This is a genomic window from Streptomyces sp. NPDC046308, assembly GCF_055588065.1.
On record NZ_JBVJFB010000001.1, the window covers coordinates 1,175,281 to 1,192,146 of the forward strand.

A 16,866-nucleotide genomic window follows, 5' to 3' on the forward strand; every position below is an offset into this window, starting at 1 on the left:
GGCAGGTGAGGCAAAGCGCGGAAGGCTAGGGGCAGGACCGCTTGAGGTTCGCTTCTGCGGTGGCCCGCGCGGTCCGGGCGAGGTCGGCGAACTGAGCGGCGAGGACTTCGATGACCTCCGGGCGCAGGCGGTAGTAGATGTACCTCCCGCACGGCTCCGTATCCACGACCCCGGCCTCCCGCAGCACCTTCATGTGGTTGGAGAGGTTCGTCTGCTTCGCGCCCGTCTCCTCCACCAGGTGAGTGGTGCACAGGGTTTCACGGGCGAGCAGGGTCACGATCCGGAGCCTGAGCGGGTCGGCCAGAACCCGGATCAGATCAGTGTCGACTGACGTCATCATCCGCTGATAGTGTCACATCACTAAAGGCTGATACCAGCCCTGGCTGAACTGTGCCGCCCGAGGACGGCGGTACCGCAGTCGTGCCCGCCACCCCTAGGAAAAGCCGATGCCCGCGAACCCGCTCGCGTCCGTCCTGTTCGTCTGCATCCACAACGCCGGCCGCTCCCAGATGGCCGCCGGGTTCCTGCGGCACCTCGCCGGGGACCGCGTTGAGGTCCGCTCCGCCGGCTCCGTGCCCGGCGACCAGATCAACCCCTCCGCAGTGGCCGCGATGGCCGAGCTCGGCATCGACATCTCCGACCAGACCCCCAAGGTGCTCACCCCCGAGGCCGCCCAGGCGTCCGACTACATCATCACGATGGGCTGCGGCGACGCCTGCCCGTACTTCCCCGGCAAGACCTACCTCGACTGGCAGCTCGAGGACCCGGCCGGCCAAGGCGTCGAAGCCGTCCGACCCATCCGGGACGAAATCAAGGGTTTGGTCCAGGGCCTGATCTCTGAGATCGACGCACAACAGAGGGCGAACTGACCCCCGGGGGCCCGCACGACTGAGCGCGGCGGCCCTCCGGTTGTCGAACGTAGCGGACCCTGGCCCCACGATCGCTTCGGCGGCCGGGTCGGCTGCGATGGTCACCGGATCTGCCGCGCCGTCGCCGGCCAGGGCTCGGAGGGCTGTGAGCATGTCGGCGACCGTGAGGTTCAGGGCGGAGAGCCGGCTGGGTGTGGTCACCGATGACGACCACCGAGCCGTCGACCGGGCACGCGACCAGGTGCTCGCAGCATCTGCGAGATCCCTGACAGCCTGGCGTCGTCATACCGCACCGAGCTGACGGAATTCGTGCGGAGCACGAGGGAACAGGGACGAGAGGATATTCGACTGCAACCCTCCGTCCAGGGCGGACGCCAGGAACTTCGTGCAGGATACGGAGAAATGCTCCCACCGGTCGCCGCGCGTCTCGTTCACCATGACGGTCCATTGGTCCGGCTCAACGCCCGGCCGAACAAGCCAGTAGAGGCATTCTCCGTTGTCCGTGGTCGCCCATGGGATCACGCGGGACCCCTCGACCTCCAGTTCCGCCGGCTTCTTCTCGAATTTCCACAAGTCTTCCAGGTCTTCGGCCTGGTTTCTTGCCCATTCGATGAGGTCGTAGTTCGCATTGGGGCAGCCGGGCTCCAGGACGTACAGATAGTCGTCCCAGTTGCTTCCTCCATAGACGTGGATGAGCTCCTTGTAGTCGGCGGGAAGTTCATCCCCGAGGCTGCGCTCGACCTCACCCCAATCCTTCTGGCGAGGCTCGCTTGGAGCCGGAGCGATTTCGAGAAGACGCGTCAGGGCGTTGTTCATGGTGGGGGACCTGTTTCTCAGGGCAAGGGGCCAGGACGGCAGGAGCGTCGGGGCTGTATGCCCTCGATGCGCCGCCCTCCCGTGGGGATTGTTCCGGTCTCGTTGCATCCAGGGGTGACCTGCAAGGGATGGTCTCCCCGGACTCGACTGCGGCCTTCGGGTGAGCGCGTGTGCACGCTCGCCTGAGCTGCTGTTACTGACCTTGAAGGTGGGTTGTCGGACGGGCTGACGGTTGGTGATCGTCGCGGTATGCCGGGTGTATGAGGTATCTGCAGGGCGGGGGTCTGACCGCGGAGAGGCAAGCGTTCCTTGAGCGGATCCGGATGGAAGCAGCGGCGATGTTTGCCGCCGGGCGGGGCAGTACGGACATCGCGAAGGAGTTACGGGTCAGCGTCCGGTCGGTCCAGCGATGGCGGCAGGCGTGGAAGGCGGCCGGTCGGAACGGGGTTAGATCCCGCGGCCCGGCGTCCAAGCCGAAACTGAGTGTCGCACTGTTCGCCGTGCTCGAGGAGGAGCTGGCCAAGGGCCCCGTCGCGCATGGCTGGCCGGACCAGCGATGGACGCTGGCCAGGATCAAGACGCTGATCGGCCGGCGGTTCCACAAGTCGATGACGCTGTCGGGGATCTCGCAGATGCTGCGGCGTCATGGCTGGAGTCATCAGGTTCCGGCCCGTCGGGCGGTCGAGCGTGACGAGGCGGCGGTGGCCGGCTGGATGAAGGATGTATGGCCGCGCGTGGAACCACCGCGGCGGCGCTCGGGGCCTGGATCGTCTTTGAAGACGAAGCCGGTTTCTCGATGACGCCGCCGACCTCCCGCACCTGGAGCCGGCGCGGCAGCACACCGGTCATCCGGGTCCGCGGCCGATCCCAGCGCCGTTTCTCCATCGCTGCCCTGTGCTGCTACAAACCCGGCGAACGCTCCCGACACACGGATCACAAGGCCGGGGGCCGCAAGAGCTTCGCCTGGACCGAGTACCGCGACCTCCTCATCGCTGCCCACCGGCAACTCGGCGCGCCCATCGTCCTGGTCTGGGACAACTTGAACGTCCACAAAGACCGCCGAATGAAGGCCTTCATCGACGCGCAGGGCTGGCTCACCGCCTACCACCTGCCGTCTTACGCGCCCGACCTCAACCCCGTGAAAGGCATCTGGTCAATCCTTCGCCGGACGACCCAGGCCAACATGGCCTTCACCGACTCCGACCACCTCATGCGTCGGCTCCGACGCGGCCTCCGCCAGATCCAACACCACAGCGACATCATCGACGGATGCCTCATCGCTACCGGCCTCATCCTCAGGTCCCGCTCCGACGGACCATGCTGTGAGCCGCCGCAGCATGCGCTCCTGTGAAGCTGCGCTCAAGGAACCGGAGGTGGAACCCCGATCGGTGGTCGAGTACGCGCTCAACCAGACCGCGGGACCGAGGACCACACGCCGAACCACTGCTCGGCACCGAACTCCTCGAACCGCTCCATCTCGGTGAACCCCAGATTCTCCGCGACACGTACCGAGCGGTCGTTGGCCACCTGGGTGCAGAGCACCACCGCCTCGCCGGGAAACGCGTCGGCGAACCAGCCGAGCGCCGCGGCGCATGCCTCAAGAGCGTACCCACGCCCCCACGCCTCCGGCAGGAGCATGTAGCTGAGCTCGGCCTCCCCGGCATCAAGACGGACGTGCCCCGGACGCTCCGCGTCCCGTCGGTCGAGCGTGACAATGCCGATCATCGCCCCGTCGTGATCAACCACGAACACGCCAGGACGTCGCCCGGGCACCTCAGGCACTGCACTCTCAAGCTCAGCACGTGGTCGGGGACCACCGAGGTACGTCCGCACCTCTGACGAGGCGAACAGGTCGATGAACGCCGCCCGGTCCCGGGCCTCGGGCTCGCGGAGCACGAGCCGCTCGGTCCGCAACGGGGCGGGCGGCCAGACAACGGGTCCAAGCTCAGCCATGACAGGCAACCTACCTACTCCCCCCGTGGCGGGAGCATCAGGCCCCGACATCACGCCTCCAACCTCAGTAGCCGCCTCCGCGATGCGATCGGCGAAAGCATCCAAGGATCGCCGGGCACGGCTCGCTGACCACCACTCAGCGCTACCTGCACCACGACGCCGGCCAGTTCACCGCAGCTGGTGCCGCCAGCCACGGCCGTCACCGCAATCTGACCCGCACTGACCGCCCTCGTCCCCAACCGGTCCCCAAAAACGATCAAGGGGCCGTTTTGGATTGCTCCAAAACGGCCCCTGATCTGCGACTCTCTCGAGTCGGGACGACAGGATTTGAACCTGCGACCCCTTGACCCCCAGTCAAGTGCGCTACCAAGCTGCGCCACGTCCCGATGTGCCTGCGACCTGGGGTTTCCCCTGCCCGGTGGCACATGCAGAACATTACCCCACGCTGAGGGGTGTGCATGCACGGGTGACCCCCGGAGGGGAGGATGGGGAGGTGAACGCACGGGATCGGGATGTCGAAGGGCGGGCGCGCAGTGCGCGTCCCCGGGACGGGCTGGGGCGGCCGTTGCCGTACGGCGAGGCCGGGGTGGAGCGGCAGCCCGAGGGGGTGGTGCGCTCGCCCGGGGAGACCGTGCGGGAGGCGCAGCGGCTGCTGGACGCGGGGATGCCGTTCCACGCGCACGAGGTGTTCGAGGACGCCTGGAAGTCGGGGCCCGAGGGTGAGGCCCCGCTCTGGCGGGGGCTGGCGCAGCTGGCGGTCGGGCTGACGCACGCCGCGCGCGGGAACGCGGTCGGCGGGGCGCGGCTGCTGCGGCGCGGCGCCACCGGGATCGAGGGGCTGGACGGCAGGCCGTACGGGATCGACGTGCCGGGGCTGGTGCGGTGGGCGCGGGAGCTGGCCGGGCGGGTGGAGGCCGGCGGGCCGGCCGTCGATCCCGTACGGGAGGCGCCGCGGCTGACGGGCGGCGGGCCGAAGTAGGCCCCAACGCGCCGCGCCCGGCCGGCGGCCGGCTGAAGCAGGTCCCAGCGCGCCGCAGCGAGCCGGCGGCCGGCTGAAGTAAGTCCAACGCGCCGCGCCCGGCCGGCGGCCGGCCGAAGCGAGGCCCGGCACGCCACGACTGGCCGGCGGCCGGGTGGAGCAGGTCCCAGCGCGCCGCAGCGGGCCGACGGTCGGCTGGAGCAGGTGCCAGCGCGCCACGGCTGGCCGCCGGCGGCCGGCCGAAGCGAGGCCCGGCGTGTCGCGGCTAGCCGGCTGCGGGCTGGAGCAGGTCCCAGCGGTTGCCGTACAGGTCCTCGAAGACGGCGACGGAGCCGTACGCCTCGTGGCGCGGCTCCTCCAGGAAGCGGACGCCCTCGGCGGTCATCCGGGCGTGGTCGCGGGCGAAGTCGTCGGTGTAGAGGAAGAAGCCGACGCGGCCGCCGGTCTGGTCGCCGACGCGGGAGCGCTGGGCCTCGTCCTTGGCGCGGGCCAGCAGCAGGGCGGTTTCGGTGGCGCCGGGCGGGCGGACCACGACCCAGCGGGAGCCGTCCGGGCGCGCGGTGTCCTCGGCCAGGTCGAAGCCGAGGGCGCGGGTGTAGAAGTCGATGGCCTCGTCGTAGTCGTTGACGACCAGGGCGGTGAGGGCGATGTGGGAGGGCATGGCCCTATTGTGCGCCGACGAGGACGACCTCCAGGGTGCGGGGGCCGTGGACGCCCTCCACCCGGTCCAGTTCGATGTCGCTGGTCGCCGAGGGGCCCGAGATCCAGGTCAGCGGCCGGGTGGGGTCGAGGCGGGCGAGCGCCTGCGGAACGGAGTCGACCAGCTGCTCGGGGACGCGGACCACGCAGATGTGGTGGTCGGGGATCAGGGTGATGCGGCGCCTGCCCTGGTCCGGGCCGCCGTCCAGGACGATCGTGCCGGTCTCGGCGACGGCCAGGGCGCAGCCGGTCACCACGCTGTCGACGGCGTCCAGTTCGTACGGGGTGGACTCGGCGCGGTCCCGGACGAGGGCCGCGTCGGCGGCCGCGAGCCAGTGCGCGGGCAGGGCGGGCGGGACGAGGACGGTCCGGGCTCCGCGCGCGGCGAGCAGCCGGGCGAGGAGCGCCGGGAGGCCGGCCCCGTCGGTGCGGTGGACCTTCGCCCGGTACTCGGACAGGTTCGCGGCCAGCAGGTCGGCGCTCTCGGCCGGGGTCCGGTCGCCGTGTACGCGGAGGTAGTCGCGCGGGATGTCCCCGGCGGGCCCCGCGCCGGTAGGCCGCTCCGGCTCGGGCAGTGCCCGGCGGATGCGGGCCAGGATGCGGTCCCTGCTGCTCACTGCGGGTTCCCCCGTTCCCGGGCCCACCAGTCGCGGAAGGATTCGGCGGGTACGGAGGGCAGCTCGCGGCTGTCGGTCCAGGCGCGCCCCGGGCCGGGGAGCCGGCGGGGCGCCAGCCGGCGGGCGCGGGCCAGCAGCCGCTCCCCCACCCGCAGCGCGCCCGGGTGGTCCAGGAGCAGCCGGGCGGCGCGCATGGCGGCCCGTTCGGCGGTGTGGCCGTGGGCCGGGCGGATCCGTACGCGGACGCCGTCCCGGGTCACCGGGCCGCCCTGGGCCACCCGTTCGCGCAGGTGGACGAGGACTTCGGGGATGTCGATGGCGACGGGGCAGACCTCGTAGCAGGCTCCGCACAGGGTGGAGGCGTAGGGCAGCGAGGCGTCGATCTCGCTTCCCGTGCCGCGGAGTTGGGGGCTGAGGATGGCGCCGATGGGGCCCGGGTAGACGGATCCGTAGGCGTGACCACCCGCGCGTTCGTAGACCGGGCAGACGTTGAGGCAGGCGGAGCAGCGGATGCAGCGCAGGGCCTGCCGGCCGGTCTCGTCGGCGAGGGTGTCGGTGCGGCCGTTGTCGAGGAGGACGAGGTGGAAGGCGGAGGGGCCGTCGCCGTCGGCCCCCCGCGAAGGTCCCAGCCCGGTCCACATCGTCGTGTACGGGTTCATGCGCTCGGCCGTCGAGGAGCGCGGCAGTGTCTGCAGGAAGATCTCCAGGTCCCGGAAGGTCGGGACGACCTTTTCGATGCCCACGACCGAGATCAGGGTCTCGGGCAGGGTCAGGCACATCCGGCCGTTGCCCTCGGACTCGAAGACGACCAGCGTGCCGGTCTCGGCGACCATGAAGTTGGCGCCGGAGACGGCGACCTTGGCGCGCAGGAACTTCTCGCGCAGGTGCAGCCGGGCCGCCTCGGCGAGTTCCCGCGGGTCGTCGCCGAGCGGTTCGGGTGCGGGGCGTCCCCAGTTCCCCATCTCGGTACGGAAGATGTCGCGGATCTCGGCCCGGTTGCGGTGGATGGCCGGGACCAGGATGTGGGAGGGGCGGTCGTGGCCGAGCTGCACGATGAGCTCGGCGAGGTCGGTCTCGTACGCGGCGATCCCGGCGGCCTCCAGGGCCTCGTTGAGCCCGATCTCCTGGGTGGCCATCGACTTGACCTTGACGACCTCCCGCTCCCCCGTGGCGCGCACGAGGTCCGTGACGATCCGGTTGGCCTCGTCCGCGTCCGCCGCCCAGTGGACGGTACCGCCGGCGGCCGTCACCGCCGCCTCCAACTGCAGCAGGTAGCGGTCGAGATGGCGCAGCGTGTGGTCCTTGACGGCCTTGCCCGCGGCGCGCAGCCGGTCCCAGTCGGCCAGTTCGGCGACGGCCCGGGCCCGCTTGTCGCGGATGGTGTGCGTGGCGTGCCGGAGGTTGGCGCGCAGCACCTCGTCCCGTACGGCCTCGCGGGCCGCCCCGGGGAAGGCGGGGAAGGCGGGCATGCCCAGGTGGACTCCGGTCACGACAGCGGCTCCTCCTCGGTCGCGGCCAGGATCTCCGCGAGGTGCACGGCCCGCAGCGGGGCGTCCGCGCGGCGCAGCAGTCCGTCGAGGTGGGCGAGGCAGGAGTTGTCGGCCCCGCACAGCACCTGTGCGCCGGTGGCCGCGGCGGCCGTGATCTTGTCGGTGCCCATCGCGGTGGACACGTCCGGGTTCTTGACGGCGAAGGTGCCGCCGAATCCGCAGCATTCCTCGGCGCCCGGCAGCTCGACCAGTTCCAGTCCCTTGACGGCGGCCAGCAGCCGGCGCGGCCGGTCCCCCAGGGCGAGACCCCGCAGACCGTGACAGGAGGGGTGATAGGTGACGCGGTGCGGGAAGTACGCGCCCACGTCGGTCACCCCGAGCACGTCGACCAGGAACTCGGTCAGCTCGTGGACCCGTGGTGCCAGGGACCGCGCCGCCTCCGCCAGCGCGGTGCCGCGCCCCTCCGCCGCCGCCTTCCGGCCGATGCGCGGGTAGTGCTCGCGGATCATCGCGGCGCAGGAGCCGGAGGGCGTGACCACGTACGGGTAGCCGGCGAAGGCCTCCGCGGTACGCCGGACGAGCGGTTCGGTCTCGTGCCGGTAGCCGGTGTTGTACTGCGGCTGCCCGCAGCAGCTCTGGGCCGCCGGGAAGTCCACGTCGACGCCGAGCCGCTCCAGCAGACGTACGACGGCGACGCCGGTGCGCGGGTACAGCGCGTCGTTGACGCAGGTGACGAACAGGGCGACGCGCATGACGGGCAGAATAGCCGGGTGAAGAAGTTCTCAGTGATCGGCATAGGCGCGGGCGACCCGGACCATCTGACCCTCCAGGCGGTCAGGGCGATCGGCGCGGCGGACGCATTCCTCATCCTGGAGAAGGGCGAGGAGAAGGCTGACCTGACCGGGCTGCGGCGCGCGATGCTCGACGCGCACGCCCGGCCGGGCCACCGGCTGGTGGAGGGCCGCGACCCGGACCGGGACCGGACCCCCGCCGACTACACGCCCACGGTGGACGGCTGGCGCAGCGCGCGGGCCGAGATCTTCGAGCGGTTCATCGCGGAGGACCTCGCGGACGGCGAGACCGGGGCGTTCCTGGTGTGGGGCGACCCCTCCCTGTACGACTCCACGCTCGCGATCCTCGACGAGGTGCTGGAGGCCGGCCGGGTGGCCTTCGAGCACGAGGTCGTGCCGGGCATCAGCAGCGTCTCCGCGCTGCTGGCGCGGCACCGGACCAATCTGAACCGGGTCGGACGCCCGGTCCAGATCACCACCGGGCGCCGGCTCGCCGAGGGCTGGCCGGACGACGTGGACGACGTGGTCGTGATGCTGGACGCGCGGCACGCCTTCACCGCCCACCTGGACCAGGACCTCTACATCTACTGGGGGGCCTACGTGGGCACCCCCGACGAGATCCTGGTCTCGGGGAAGCTGGCGGAGGTCGCGGGGCGGATCGAGGAGCTGCGCACCGAGGCCCGCGCCCGCAAGGGCTGGATCATGGACACGTACCTGCTCAGGCGCGGCTGACGGCCCGCCCGAGGTACTCGGGCAGGGCGGCGGCGAGGCGGGCGTACTCCCCGGGCCGGTTGTAGATCTGCCCGCAGACGCGGATGCCGCCGCCGCCCGGGCGGGGCCAGATCAGGACCCGCACGCGCAGCCGCGCCGCGAGCTCCTCGCGCAGGGCGCGCGCGCCGTCCGGGGTCTCGGCGACGCCGGGCGGCAGCAGCAGGGCCCGCATCGCGAGGCCGTCGGTGTGCGGGAGCGGCGTGAGCCCGGGGACGTCGGCGAGCAGCGCCGCGCCGTGGGCGGCGAGGGCGCTGTTGTGGGCCCGGACCTTGGCCGCGTCGAGGCGTTCGATCAGGTCCAGTCCCTCGGCGGCGGCGAGCCAGCCGGTGTAGTCGGCGGTGGCGCGGTTCTCGACGGAGCGCGGGAAGCCGTGGTGGTCCTCCCAGGACGGTACGAGCGCGCGGACGCGGCCGCGGTGCTGCGGGGCGACGGCGAGGACCGCGCTGCCGGAGGGGGCGTACCCCCATTTGTGGAGGTTGCCGAACCAGAAGTCGGCGCCGCCGGCGAGGGGGTCGGCGAGCATGCCGGGGGCGTGCGCGCCGTCGACGACGGTGGTGACCCCGCGCTCCCGCAGGTCGGCGAGGAGCCGGGGGGAGGCGATGATCCGGGCGGTGGGTGAGCTGACGTGGTCGAGTACGGCCACGCGCGTACGGGGCGTCAGCGCGGCCAGCACGGTCTCGCGTACGGCGTCCTCGTCGGGCAGGTGGGGATCGAGGGCCACGGTGGTGACCGGGGCGCGGCGGGCGGCGGCCGCGACGACGGTGCCGTAGCCGTGGTCGGTCACCAGGATCTCGTCGCCGTCGGCGAGCGGGACGGCGTCCAGGGCGAGGTTGGCGCCTTCGGTGGCGTTCGAGACGAACGCGAGCCCGTCGGGGTCGGCGGCCAGGTGCGCGGCGATCCGGGCGCGGGCCGCGGCGAGGCGGTCCGGGACGGAGAGGAAGAAGGCGTCGGGATCGGCGTGGGCCTCGGCGCGGAGCGCGGCCTGGGTCTCCTGGACGGGGACGGGGACGGCTCCGAAGGAGCCGTGGTTCAGGTGGGCGACGCGGGGGTCGAGGCGGAACAGGGCGGGCCCGCCGGGGAACCCTGCGGGCGGCTCGGCGGGGGAAGGGGCTGAGCGGGTCGGCTCGGGCATGCGACCTCCGGGGGTAGCGGCGCGGTTGTCGCCCGGATCATCTCCCGGCGGCCGCCGTGGCCGGTAGACCGCCACCGGCGGGCCGAGCTGCCGGGCGGGCCTGCGGGGCTCCGCCCCGGACCCTCCCCCGGACTCCGTCCCGGACCCTCCCCCGGACTCCGTCCCGCACCCTCCGCCGGACTCCGTCCGGGGGAGGAACCCCCACGCCTCGAACGTCGGCGCGGCTGGATGTCACGGCTCGCGGCCGCTCGTCGCCGCGTAGTACTGGAGGTCCTGGACCTCCACCGTGGGGTCGACCCGGTACGGCAGGTCGACCTTCGCCGTGGCCTCGCCCTCGCGGACGGTCTGCGCCGAGCTGGTGCCCGCCCTCAGCGGCAGCAGCCGGGAGTGGATCCCCGCGGGGGCCTCGTGGCTGCCCTTCACCGGCCCGACGGTCGTACGGACCACGGCGGGGCCGGAGAGGAAGCTGAGCACCTCCACCGTGTCCCGGGGCGGGGCGCTTCCCTTGCGCAGGGACATCACCAGCGACTGGTCGCCCGTCGGGTCGGCGTTCGCGAACTGGGTGCGCGCGGTGAGGTACAGGGTGTCCCGGACGATTCTCGGCCAGCTGCCCGTCTTGAACCGGGTCAGGTAGTACGAGCTCAGGTCCAGGTAGGCGTACCCGTTGTGCAGGGAGGGCGCGAACTGGCTGCCCTCGGAGTAGTCGTTCCAGGTGGTGAGCTGCACCCAGTCCGCGCCGTCCTCGATGGCGTGCGTCCAGGTGGAGCGGAGGGTCGCGGTGTTGCCGGCCTCGTCGTAGATCCCCTGGTTGGGGCGGGCGTCCTGGACCGACACGGGCTGCATCCAGATCTTGCCCATGCCGTGGGCCCGCTGCACGTCGCGCGTGGAGCTCTCCTGGCCGACGTAGCTGCGGCTGCCCCACTCGGAGAACCCGTGGCTGATCGGGGCGAACTCGCCGCTGTGGGCGCCGAAGTCGAGGAAGAGCGGGACGAAGGCGGTACGGATGCCGTGCTCGGACCTGAGGGCACCGATCACCTCGGTCCACCAGGCCACGTCCTTCGCCTCCGCCTTGAAGGGGGAGACGACGAGCCGGCCGTCGGGGAGCCGGTGCGCGGCGGGGGCGTCGGCGAGCGTGGCGATCGCCTTCGCGAGCTCGCGGGGGTCGTCGGTCTTCAGCGAGGTCATGTCCGGCATCAGCATGATCTTGAATGCCGGGTCCACGGAACGGGCCGCGGCCATCAGCAGGTTGGAGCGGTCCCAGTTCTTGCCGGAGAGGGAGAGCAGGTCGAGGGTGAAGCCGTCGATGCCCGCCGCGCGGGCCGTGCGCACCTCCTGCTGGAGGTTGGCGTACTCCCAGTCGCCGCTCTTGGGTGCCACGGGCAGGGGCCGGTCGCGCAGCAGGCCGCCGTACTTGCCGTGCTTCCCGCTCTCGCCGTCGGGGTCGAGGTAGTTGCGGGTGTAGTAGTCGGTGTCCGCGCTCGCGTTGTCGAGGGAGAGCGGGTACGGGGTGAAGTAGTGGGCGAACACCAGCTTCCCGCCCGCTGCGCCGGAGCGCAGGGCGGCGGGCGGCGGCATGTCGAAGGGCAGGGCGCCGGAGGGGCGTTCGGCGCCGGTGTCCACGGCGCCGTTGGGGTTGCCCTTGGCGGCCGCGCCCCTGGTGGGGGCCGGGATGTCGGCCGGCGGCGCGGTGGCCGGGCCGGTGGCGCCGGCCGTGGCGCCGGTGGCGGGATCGGTGGCCCGGGGGAGGTCGGCGGGCGGGACCGGGCCGCCCTGTACGGACGTCCCGTCGAGGGGGTCCCAGGCGATGCCGGTGGCCGCGCAGACGCCGACCAGGAAGAAGGCGGACAGCAGCAGGGAGAGCAGCGGTCTTCGGCCGCGGAAGGCCGGCCGACGGCGGTGCGACGCGGGCCGGGGCGCGCCGGGCCCGCCGCCGGCCGCGCCGGACGCGCGGGTCGGGCGCCGCCTCCCGCGGCCCCTCCCGTGCCCCGTCCCGTGCTCCGTTCGCCGGTCCGCTGTCATGCTGGTCCCTCCCGCGCATACGCCCCGAGTGGGGGCTGCACAGCAGTAGAGCCCATGGCCGGCGTGCGGACAACCGTTCCCGGGTGCCCGGGCCCGGGCACCTACGTCACCCGGCCCACCGGAGCTACGCCGCCGCGCCGAGGAGGGCCGACGCCGCCCGTCGGAGCGGGCGGTCGGGTCAGTCGGAGCGGGGCGCGGCGATGTCGGCGTTCTCCAGGATCCCGATGGCGTCCGGTACCAGGATCGCCACCGAGTGGTAGGAGCTGACCAGGTAGGACATGACCGACTTCTGGTCGATGCCCATGCAGCGGACGTTGAGGCCCGGTTCGATCTGCTCGGGGATCGCGGCCGGACGCAGGCCGATGACGCCGCCGTTGTCCTCCCCGGTGCGCAGGGCCAGGATCGAGCTGGTGTGGCCGCCCACCACCGGGATCTTCCCGCACGGCAGCAGCGGGACCCCGCGCCAGGCGGGCACCTGTTTGCCGTGGACCTCGACGGTGTCGAGGGCGAGGCCGCGCTTGTTGCACTCCCGCAGGAAGGCGGCGACGGCCTTGGGATGCGCGAGGAAGAAGGCGGTCCCCCGGCGCATGCTGAGCAGGTCGTCCATGTCGTCGGGGGTGGGCGGGCCGGACCAGGTGCTGATGCGCTGTCCGTAGTCGGCGTTGTGGAGGAGGCCGAACTCCCGGTTGTTGAGCAGTTCGGACTCCTCGCGTTCGCGCATCGCCTGCACGGTGAGGCGCAGTTGCTGCTCCAACTGGTTCATCGGGTCGTTGTAGAGGTCGGCGACCCGGGTGTGGATCCGCAGCACGGTCTGGGCGAGGCTCAGCTCGTACTCGCGCGGCTGCAGCTCGTAGTCGGCGAAGGTGGTGGGCAGCAGCGCCTCGCCCGCGTGGCCGGAGGCGAGCTCGATGTCGGCCTCGCCGCGCCGGTTGACGGGCCGCCTGCCGTTCTCGACGTACTGCTCCAGGTGGGTCCGCAGGCTGTCCGCGCGGCCCAGCACCTCCTGGAAGGCGCTCCACCGCAGCACCATGACGGTGCCCGCGGTGGCGGCCCGGACGGAGTACGCCCAGCGCGGATCGGCCTGGCCGAGGGCGTCGTCGCCGAGCTGGTCCCCGTCGGCGACGACGCCGAGGAGTTCGCTGCCGCCGTACTTGCCCGACGCCCGCTTCTCGACGCGGCCGTGGGCGATGATGAACACCTCGGCGACGGGGGCGCCCGCGTCGACGAGGACGTCTCCGGCGCGCAGGTCGCGTGTGACGAAGCGCCGGGCCAGCTCGTCCAGTACGCCGGAGTCGGCGTAGCCCTTGAGGACGGGCAGCTCGGTGAGGGTCGGGGCGAGGATGCGTACGTCGTCCGCGCCGGCCTGGACGAAGGAGACCCGGCCGCGCCCGACGGCGTGGGTCAGCCGGCGGTTGACGCGGTAGGTGCCGGCGCCCAGGTCCACCCAGGGCAGCATGCGCAGCAGCCAGCGCGAGCTGATGCCCTGCATCTGGGGGACGGACTTGGTGGTGGTCGCGAGATTGCGGGCCGCGGCGGTGCTCAGGCTCAGCTGCCGTTCGTCTGCGGGGTCCGGGAGTGGCTGCGCCTCTGCGGTCATGCGGGGTTCCTCCCTGCGTCGGTCCACGCGGAGCGTGCTGCACGCTCACCGTGGGGCGCGGGGCGCCGGGCGCGGTAGCGGCACCGGGCCGGGGGCTGTTGAAAATCCCCCCGGGTTGAAGGCCTGCACGTCTGTGCGAACTCTCGGGTGTGCGTACATCCGTGCAGGCTTTCAACGCCGCCGGATCTTCAACGGGCGTACGGGCACCGGACCTACCGCGCCGGGGGCCGCCCCGGCTCCATGGGTGGGTGTGCCGACCCGCAGGAGGAGCCATGACAGGAGGAGCCATGGACCGCGCCCCCGCTCACGCCCCGGGCCGACCCGGCGCCGCGCCCGCCGATCCGGCGGAGGTCCTGAGCCGGCTGCTCGGCGGCCGGAGCGGACTGGGGGCCGCTCCCCCGCGCGCAGATCCCGGCCCCGGCCCCGGCCCCGGCGGCATGAGCGCGCGTACGGGTACGCGTACCAGCGGGACCGGCACCGAGGGGACCCGGACCGGCTCGGGGATCGTCATCCCCCCGCTGTACTGCCCCGACGCCGTGCGGGACGACCCGGCGCTGGCGGACGCCGTGAACGAGGAACTCGTCCGGTGGGCCGACGACATCGGGATCTACGCCGGGCGCCTCGACGTGCTGCGCTCGTGCCACTTCGGCCGGCTGATGATGCTCGCGCACCCGGACTGCGACGACGCCGACCGGCTGCTCGCGGCCGCCCGGTGCGGGCTCTCCGAGTGGGCCGTCGACGACCACTGGGCCGATGACGGGGAGGACGCCGACCCGCGGCTGATCGGCCTGCGCACGGCCCTCGCGCACGCCGTGGTCGACCCGGTGCGGCTGCCGCCGCGCCACGAGCGGCAGTTCGAGGACCGGGTCACCGCCGAACCCGTGCTGCGCGCCTTCCGCTCCGCCCTGGACCACCTCGGCGAGTTCGCCTCCCCCACCCAGGTGACCCGGCTGCGCTACCAGTTGGCGGTGATGTTCGTCGGGTACAACCACGAGGCCGAGTGGCGGACGTCGGCGCGCCGGCCGCCGGTGTGGGAGTACCTGCTGCACCGGTACGAGAACGGCTTCTTCCCCTGCATGGACCTCACCGATGCGGTCGGCGGCTACGAGGTCCCCGCGCACGAGTTCGCGGACGCGCGGGTGCGGCGCACGTACATGTACGCGGGGGTCGCCACCTGCCTGCTCAACGACCTCTACTCGATGGCCCGGGAGGATCCGGGCGACACGAATCTGCCCCGGCTGATCGCGGCCGAGGAGCACTGCTCGCTCCAGGAGGCGGTGAACCGGACGGCCGCGATCCACGACGAGGTGATGCACACCGTCGAGGCGGAGTCGGCCGCGCTGGCCGCCCTCGGCTCGCCCGCGCTCGGCCGTTTCCTGGAGGGGATCCGGAACTGGATGGGCGGGGCGAAGGAGTGGCACGCCACGAGCCCCCGATACCACGCCCCCGCGGACGTCGACAGGCCGTAGCGGCCGCCCCGGTCCCGGTGCACCGGCCCATAAGACCGTACGGCCCACGACGACGCGCACCTCGTCACCGGGCTCCTCCTCCAGCCCCTCGATGCGGGCGCGCCGGCTCCCCTTCGCTCGGTGCGGCCGACCCTGCTGATCCGGGCCGCAGCAGGACGTGGGAGGGGCGTCAGCCGAGCCCGCGGGCCCGGGCCAGCAGCGCCCGCGCGGTGCGGTTGCCGCCGACGGTCTGGAGGCGGCCGCGCAGCCGCCCCACGGCGTCGTCCACGCGCGCCGAGTCCAGCTGGGGCACCGCGTCCAGCATCTCGTGCCAGGTGGCGCAGGCCCGTTCCAGGTGGCCCTGGTGCAGGTGGAGTTCGGCGAGCCGCGCCAGGGTGACGGCCCGGGCGCGGCGCTCGCCGGGCGGCCGGTGCCGCAGGGAGGTGCCGAGGGCGGTGATGGCACCGCGCGCGTCGCCGAGGGCCGCCAGCGCCTCGGCCTGTTGGTGGGCGAGCGCCGCGTGGTGGTAGTCGCCGATGGCGGCCCGCTGTCCGGCCGAGCGTTCCAGCAGCCGTTCCGCCTCGCCCAGTCGGGCCACCGCCGCCCGCCGGTCGCCGCAGCCGGCCTCGGCGACCGCCAACTGCCCGGTGACGAAGGCGGCCTGGAGGGTGGGCAGCCGTCCGGCCTCGCGGGCGGCCGCCTCCGCCAGCTCCCATGCCTGTTTGCGGTGGCCCAGGTGGTGGGCCTGGACGCTCATGGCCCGCAGGACGGGCGCCCAGCACCGCGGGTCCCCCGCCTCCTGGCCGAGCCGCAGCCCCGCCCGGTAGTACGCCTGGGCCACGCCGTGCTGGTTGCCGTCGAAGCACAGGAAGCCGGCGGTGTACGCGAGCCGTGCGGCGCAGCCCAGCAGCCGGTGGCGTACCGCTGGCGCGGCGTCGGCGCGCAGCCAGGGCGCCACGGTGGTGGCGAGGTAGCGGGTCAGGGCCGGCCGGGCCAGGCCGCTGCCGAACATCATGTCGGCGTTGCGGAAGACCGGCAGCACGGCCTCGGCGGCGTCCACGTGGTGCTGTTCGATCCGCCCGGCCGGCCGGGCGGGCGCCCCGGGCGTGTCCGGCGGCGGCCAGCCGGGGGGCCGCCAGGCGGAGGAGTAGACCGGGATCTCGCCCAGCAGGGCCGCCGCCTCGATGCCGGCGCCGCCGGTGCCCGCGGCGCCCTCGCGGACCCCGGCGACCACGGCCGAGAGGTCGGGTGCGAGGGCGTCCGGGCCGTGCGGGCCGGGGCGGGTGTGCTCGCGCGCCCGCGCGGCGCCGGCCGGCCGCGCGAGTCCGGTGTCGGCCGGGCTGACGCGCCGTCCGGTGCGCCGGCTGAGGGCCTCGGCGGCGAGGGCGACGACGTGCGCGGGAGGCCGGGTGCCGGCCAGCCAGTGGGATATGGAGGTGCGGTCGTAACGCAGGGTGAGGCCGGCCTCGGCGGCGACGCCGTTGACGGCGCGTGCGAAGTCCTGCCCGCTCCAGCGCGCGTCGGTGAGAAGGGTGCGCAGTCGTCCGTTGGGTTCACGCTTGGCCATCAGAACCGCCCAGCTCGTACACGTGTCCATCCATTCAACGCGGTCGGACATTCAACACGGCGGGGCCGGGACGGATGTACCGGGTGAAGCCGTCCTGCCCCTAACTAGACGTGTGCGC

Annotated in this window: 16 protein-coding genes and 1 tRNA gene; 5 read left to right on the forward strand and 12 right to left on the reverse strand. The window is 73.0% G+C overall.

The genetic code is table 11. The annotated features are described in order from the left end of the window. Window positions 1-25: 25 nt before the first annotated feature. Window positions 26-340 carry an ArsR/SmtB family transcription factor gene (locus tag ACZ6JT_RS05165; protein WP_469207315.1) on the reverse strand — a complete coding sequence of 105 codons (315 nt, stop codon included), beginning with the start codon at window positions 338-340 and terminating at the stop codon, window positions 26-28. 106 nt (window positions 341-446) lie between these two features. Between ACZ6JT_RS05165 and ACZ6JT_RS05170 the strand changes: the two genes are divergently transcribed. After that, window positions 447-869: an arsenate reductase ArsC gene (locus ACZ6JT_RS05170; protein ID WP_469207317.1), complete on the forward strand. Its 423-nt coding sequence runs from the start codon at window positions 447-449 to the stop codon at window positions 867-869. A 282-nt stretch (window positions 870-1,151) separates the two neighbouring features. Here ACZ6JT_RS05170 and ACZ6JT_RS05175 read toward each other — a convergent pair whose 3' ends face one another. Beyond that, window positions 1,152-1,685: an SMI1/KNR4 family protein gene (locus tag ACZ6JT_RS05175; protein ID WP_469207319.1), complete on the reverse strand. Its 534-nt coding sequence runs from the start codon at window positions 1,683-1,685 to the stop codon at window positions 1,152-1,154. 260 nt (window positions 1,686-1,945) lie between these two features. On the opposite strand from ACZ6JT_RS05175, the gene ACZ6JT_RS05180 reads away from it, so the two are divergent. Then, window positions 1,946-3,036 (forward strand): IS630 family transposase gene (locus ACZ6JT_RS05180; RefSeq protein WP_469207321.1). Its coding sequence is split into 2 segments (ribosomal slippage): window positions 1,946-2,389 and window positions 2,392-3,036, totalling 1,089 coding nucleotides; the frame shifts between segments, so codons are not numbered across the junction. Window positions 3,037-3,089: 53 nt separating this feature from the next. Here ACZ6JT_RS05180 and ACZ6JT_RS05185 read toward each other — a convergent pair. Both ACZ6JT_RS05185 and ACZ6JT_RS05190 read right to left on the reverse strand, forming a co-directional pair. Beyond that, window positions 3,090-3,638 (reverse strand): GNAT family N-acetyltransferase, encoded by a 549-nt coding sequence (locus ACZ6JT_RS05185; protein WP_469207324.1) that lies wholly within the window; start codon window positions 3,636-3,638, stop codon window positions 3,090-3,092. 312 nt (window positions 3,639-3,950) lie between these two features. After that, window positions 3,951-4,024 (reverse strand) — tRNA-Pro (locus tag ACZ6JT_RS05190). Between the two features lie 107 nt (window positions 4,025-4,131). On the opposite strand from ACZ6JT_RS05190, the gene ACZ6JT_RS05195 reads away from it, so the two are divergent. Then, complete coding sequence (locus ACZ6JT_RS05195) at window positions 4,132-4,617, forward strand: DUF309 domain-containing protein (RefSeq protein ID WP_469207326.1); 486 nt, start codon at window positions 4,132-4,134, stop codon at window positions 4,615-4,617. A 265-nt stretch (window positions 4,618-4,882) separates the two neighbouring features. Here the strand turns inward: ACZ6JT_RS05195 and ACZ6JT_RS05200 are convergent, their stop codons facing one another. The 4 genes from ACZ6JT_RS05200 to ACZ6JT_RS05215 are packed head-to-tail and all read right to left on the reverse strand — an operon-like array spanning window position 4,883 to window position 8,175. After that, window positions 4,883-5,278 carry a VOC family protein gene (locus ACZ6JT_RS05200; protein WP_351287312.1) on the reverse strand — a complete coding sequence of 132 codons (396 nt, stop codon included), beginning with the start codon at window positions 5,276-5,278 and terminating at the stop codon, window positions 4,883-4,885. A 4-nt stretch (window positions 5,279-5,282) separates the two neighbouring features. Beyond that, window positions 5,283-5,933 carry a LutC/YkgG family protein gene (locus tag ACZ6JT_RS05205; protein WP_469207328.1) on the reverse strand — a complete coding sequence of 217 codons (651 nt, stop codon included), beginning with the start codon at window positions 5,931-5,933 and terminating at the stop codon, window positions 5,283-5,285. Further along, window positions 5,930-7,402, reverse strand: a complete 1,473-nt coding sequence (locus ACZ6JT_RS05210) for a lactate utilization protein B (RefSeq protein ID WP_469208205.1) — start codon at window positions 7,400-7,402, stop codon at window positions 5,930-5,932. Before ACZ6JT_RS05210 ends, ACZ6JT_RS05205 begins: the two co-directional genes overlap by 4 nt. A gap of 17 nt (window positions 7,403-7,419) precedes the next feature. Further along, window positions 7,420-8,175: a (Fe-S)-binding protein gene (locus ACZ6JT_RS05215; protein WP_469207330.1), complete on the reverse strand. Its 756-nt coding sequence runs from the start codon at window positions 8,173-8,175 to the stop codon at window positions 7,420-7,422. An 18-nt stretch (window positions 8,176-8,193) separates the two neighbouring features. Between ACZ6JT_RS05215 and cobF the strand changes: the two genes are divergently transcribed. After that, complete coding sequence (gene cobF / locus ACZ6JT_RS05220) at window positions 8,194-8,946, forward strand: precorrin-6A synthase (deacetylating) (RefSeq protein ID WP_469207332.1); 753 nt, start codon at window positions 8,194-8,196, stop codon at window positions 8,944-8,946. Here cobF and ACZ6JT_RS05225 read toward each other — a convergent pair. From ACZ6JT_RS05225 to ACZ6JT_RS05235, 3 genes are all read right to left on the reverse strand, one after another. Next, on the reverse strand, window positions 8,933-10,117 hold the full coding sequence (locus ACZ6JT_RS05225; protein ID WP_469207334.1) for an aminotransferase class V-fold PLP-dependent enzyme: 1,185 nt from the start codon (window positions 10,115-10,117) through the stop codon (window positions 8,933-8,935). The two genes, cobF and ACZ6JT_RS05225, sit on opposite strands and share 14 nt — an antisense overlap. Window positions 10,118-10,348: 231 nt before the next feature. Further along, window positions 10,349-12,136 (reverse strand): glycoside hydrolase family 71 protein, encoded by a 1,788-nt coding sequence (locus ACZ6JT_RS05230; protein ID WP_469207336.1) that lies wholly within the window; start codon window positions 12,134-12,136, stop codon window positions 10,349-10,351. Between the two features lie 178 nt (window positions 12,137-12,314). Further along, entirely contained in the window at window positions 12,315-13,733 is a 1,419-nt protein-coding gene (locus ACZ6JT_RS05235; RefSeq protein ID WP_469207338.1) for a family 2B encapsulin nanocompartment shell protein, read from the reverse strand. 272 nt (window positions 13,734-14,005) lie between these two features. Here ACZ6JT_RS05235 and ACZ6JT_RS05240 point away from each other — a divergent pair, with 272 nt between their 5' ends. Then, the gene (locus tag ACZ6JT_RS05240; protein ID WP_469207340.1) at window positions 14,006-15,202 is read left to right on the forward strand and encodes a family 2 encapsulin nanocompartment cargo protein terpene cyclase; all 1,197 of its coding nucleotides are present in this window, start codon (window positions 14,006-14,008) and stop codon (window positions 15,200-15,202) included. A gap of 169 nt (window positions 15,203-15,371) precedes the next feature. Here ACZ6JT_RS05240 and ACZ6JT_RS05245 read toward each other — a convergent pair whose 3' ends face one another. Continuing rightward, the gene (locus tag ACZ6JT_RS05245) at window positions 15,372-16,748 is read right to left on the reverse strand and encodes a hypothetical protein (RefSeq protein ID WP_469207342.1); all 1,377 of its coding nucleotides are present in this window, start codon (window positions 16,746-16,748) and stop codon (window positions 15,372-15,374) included. Window positions 16,749-16,866 lie beyond the last annotated feature (118 nt).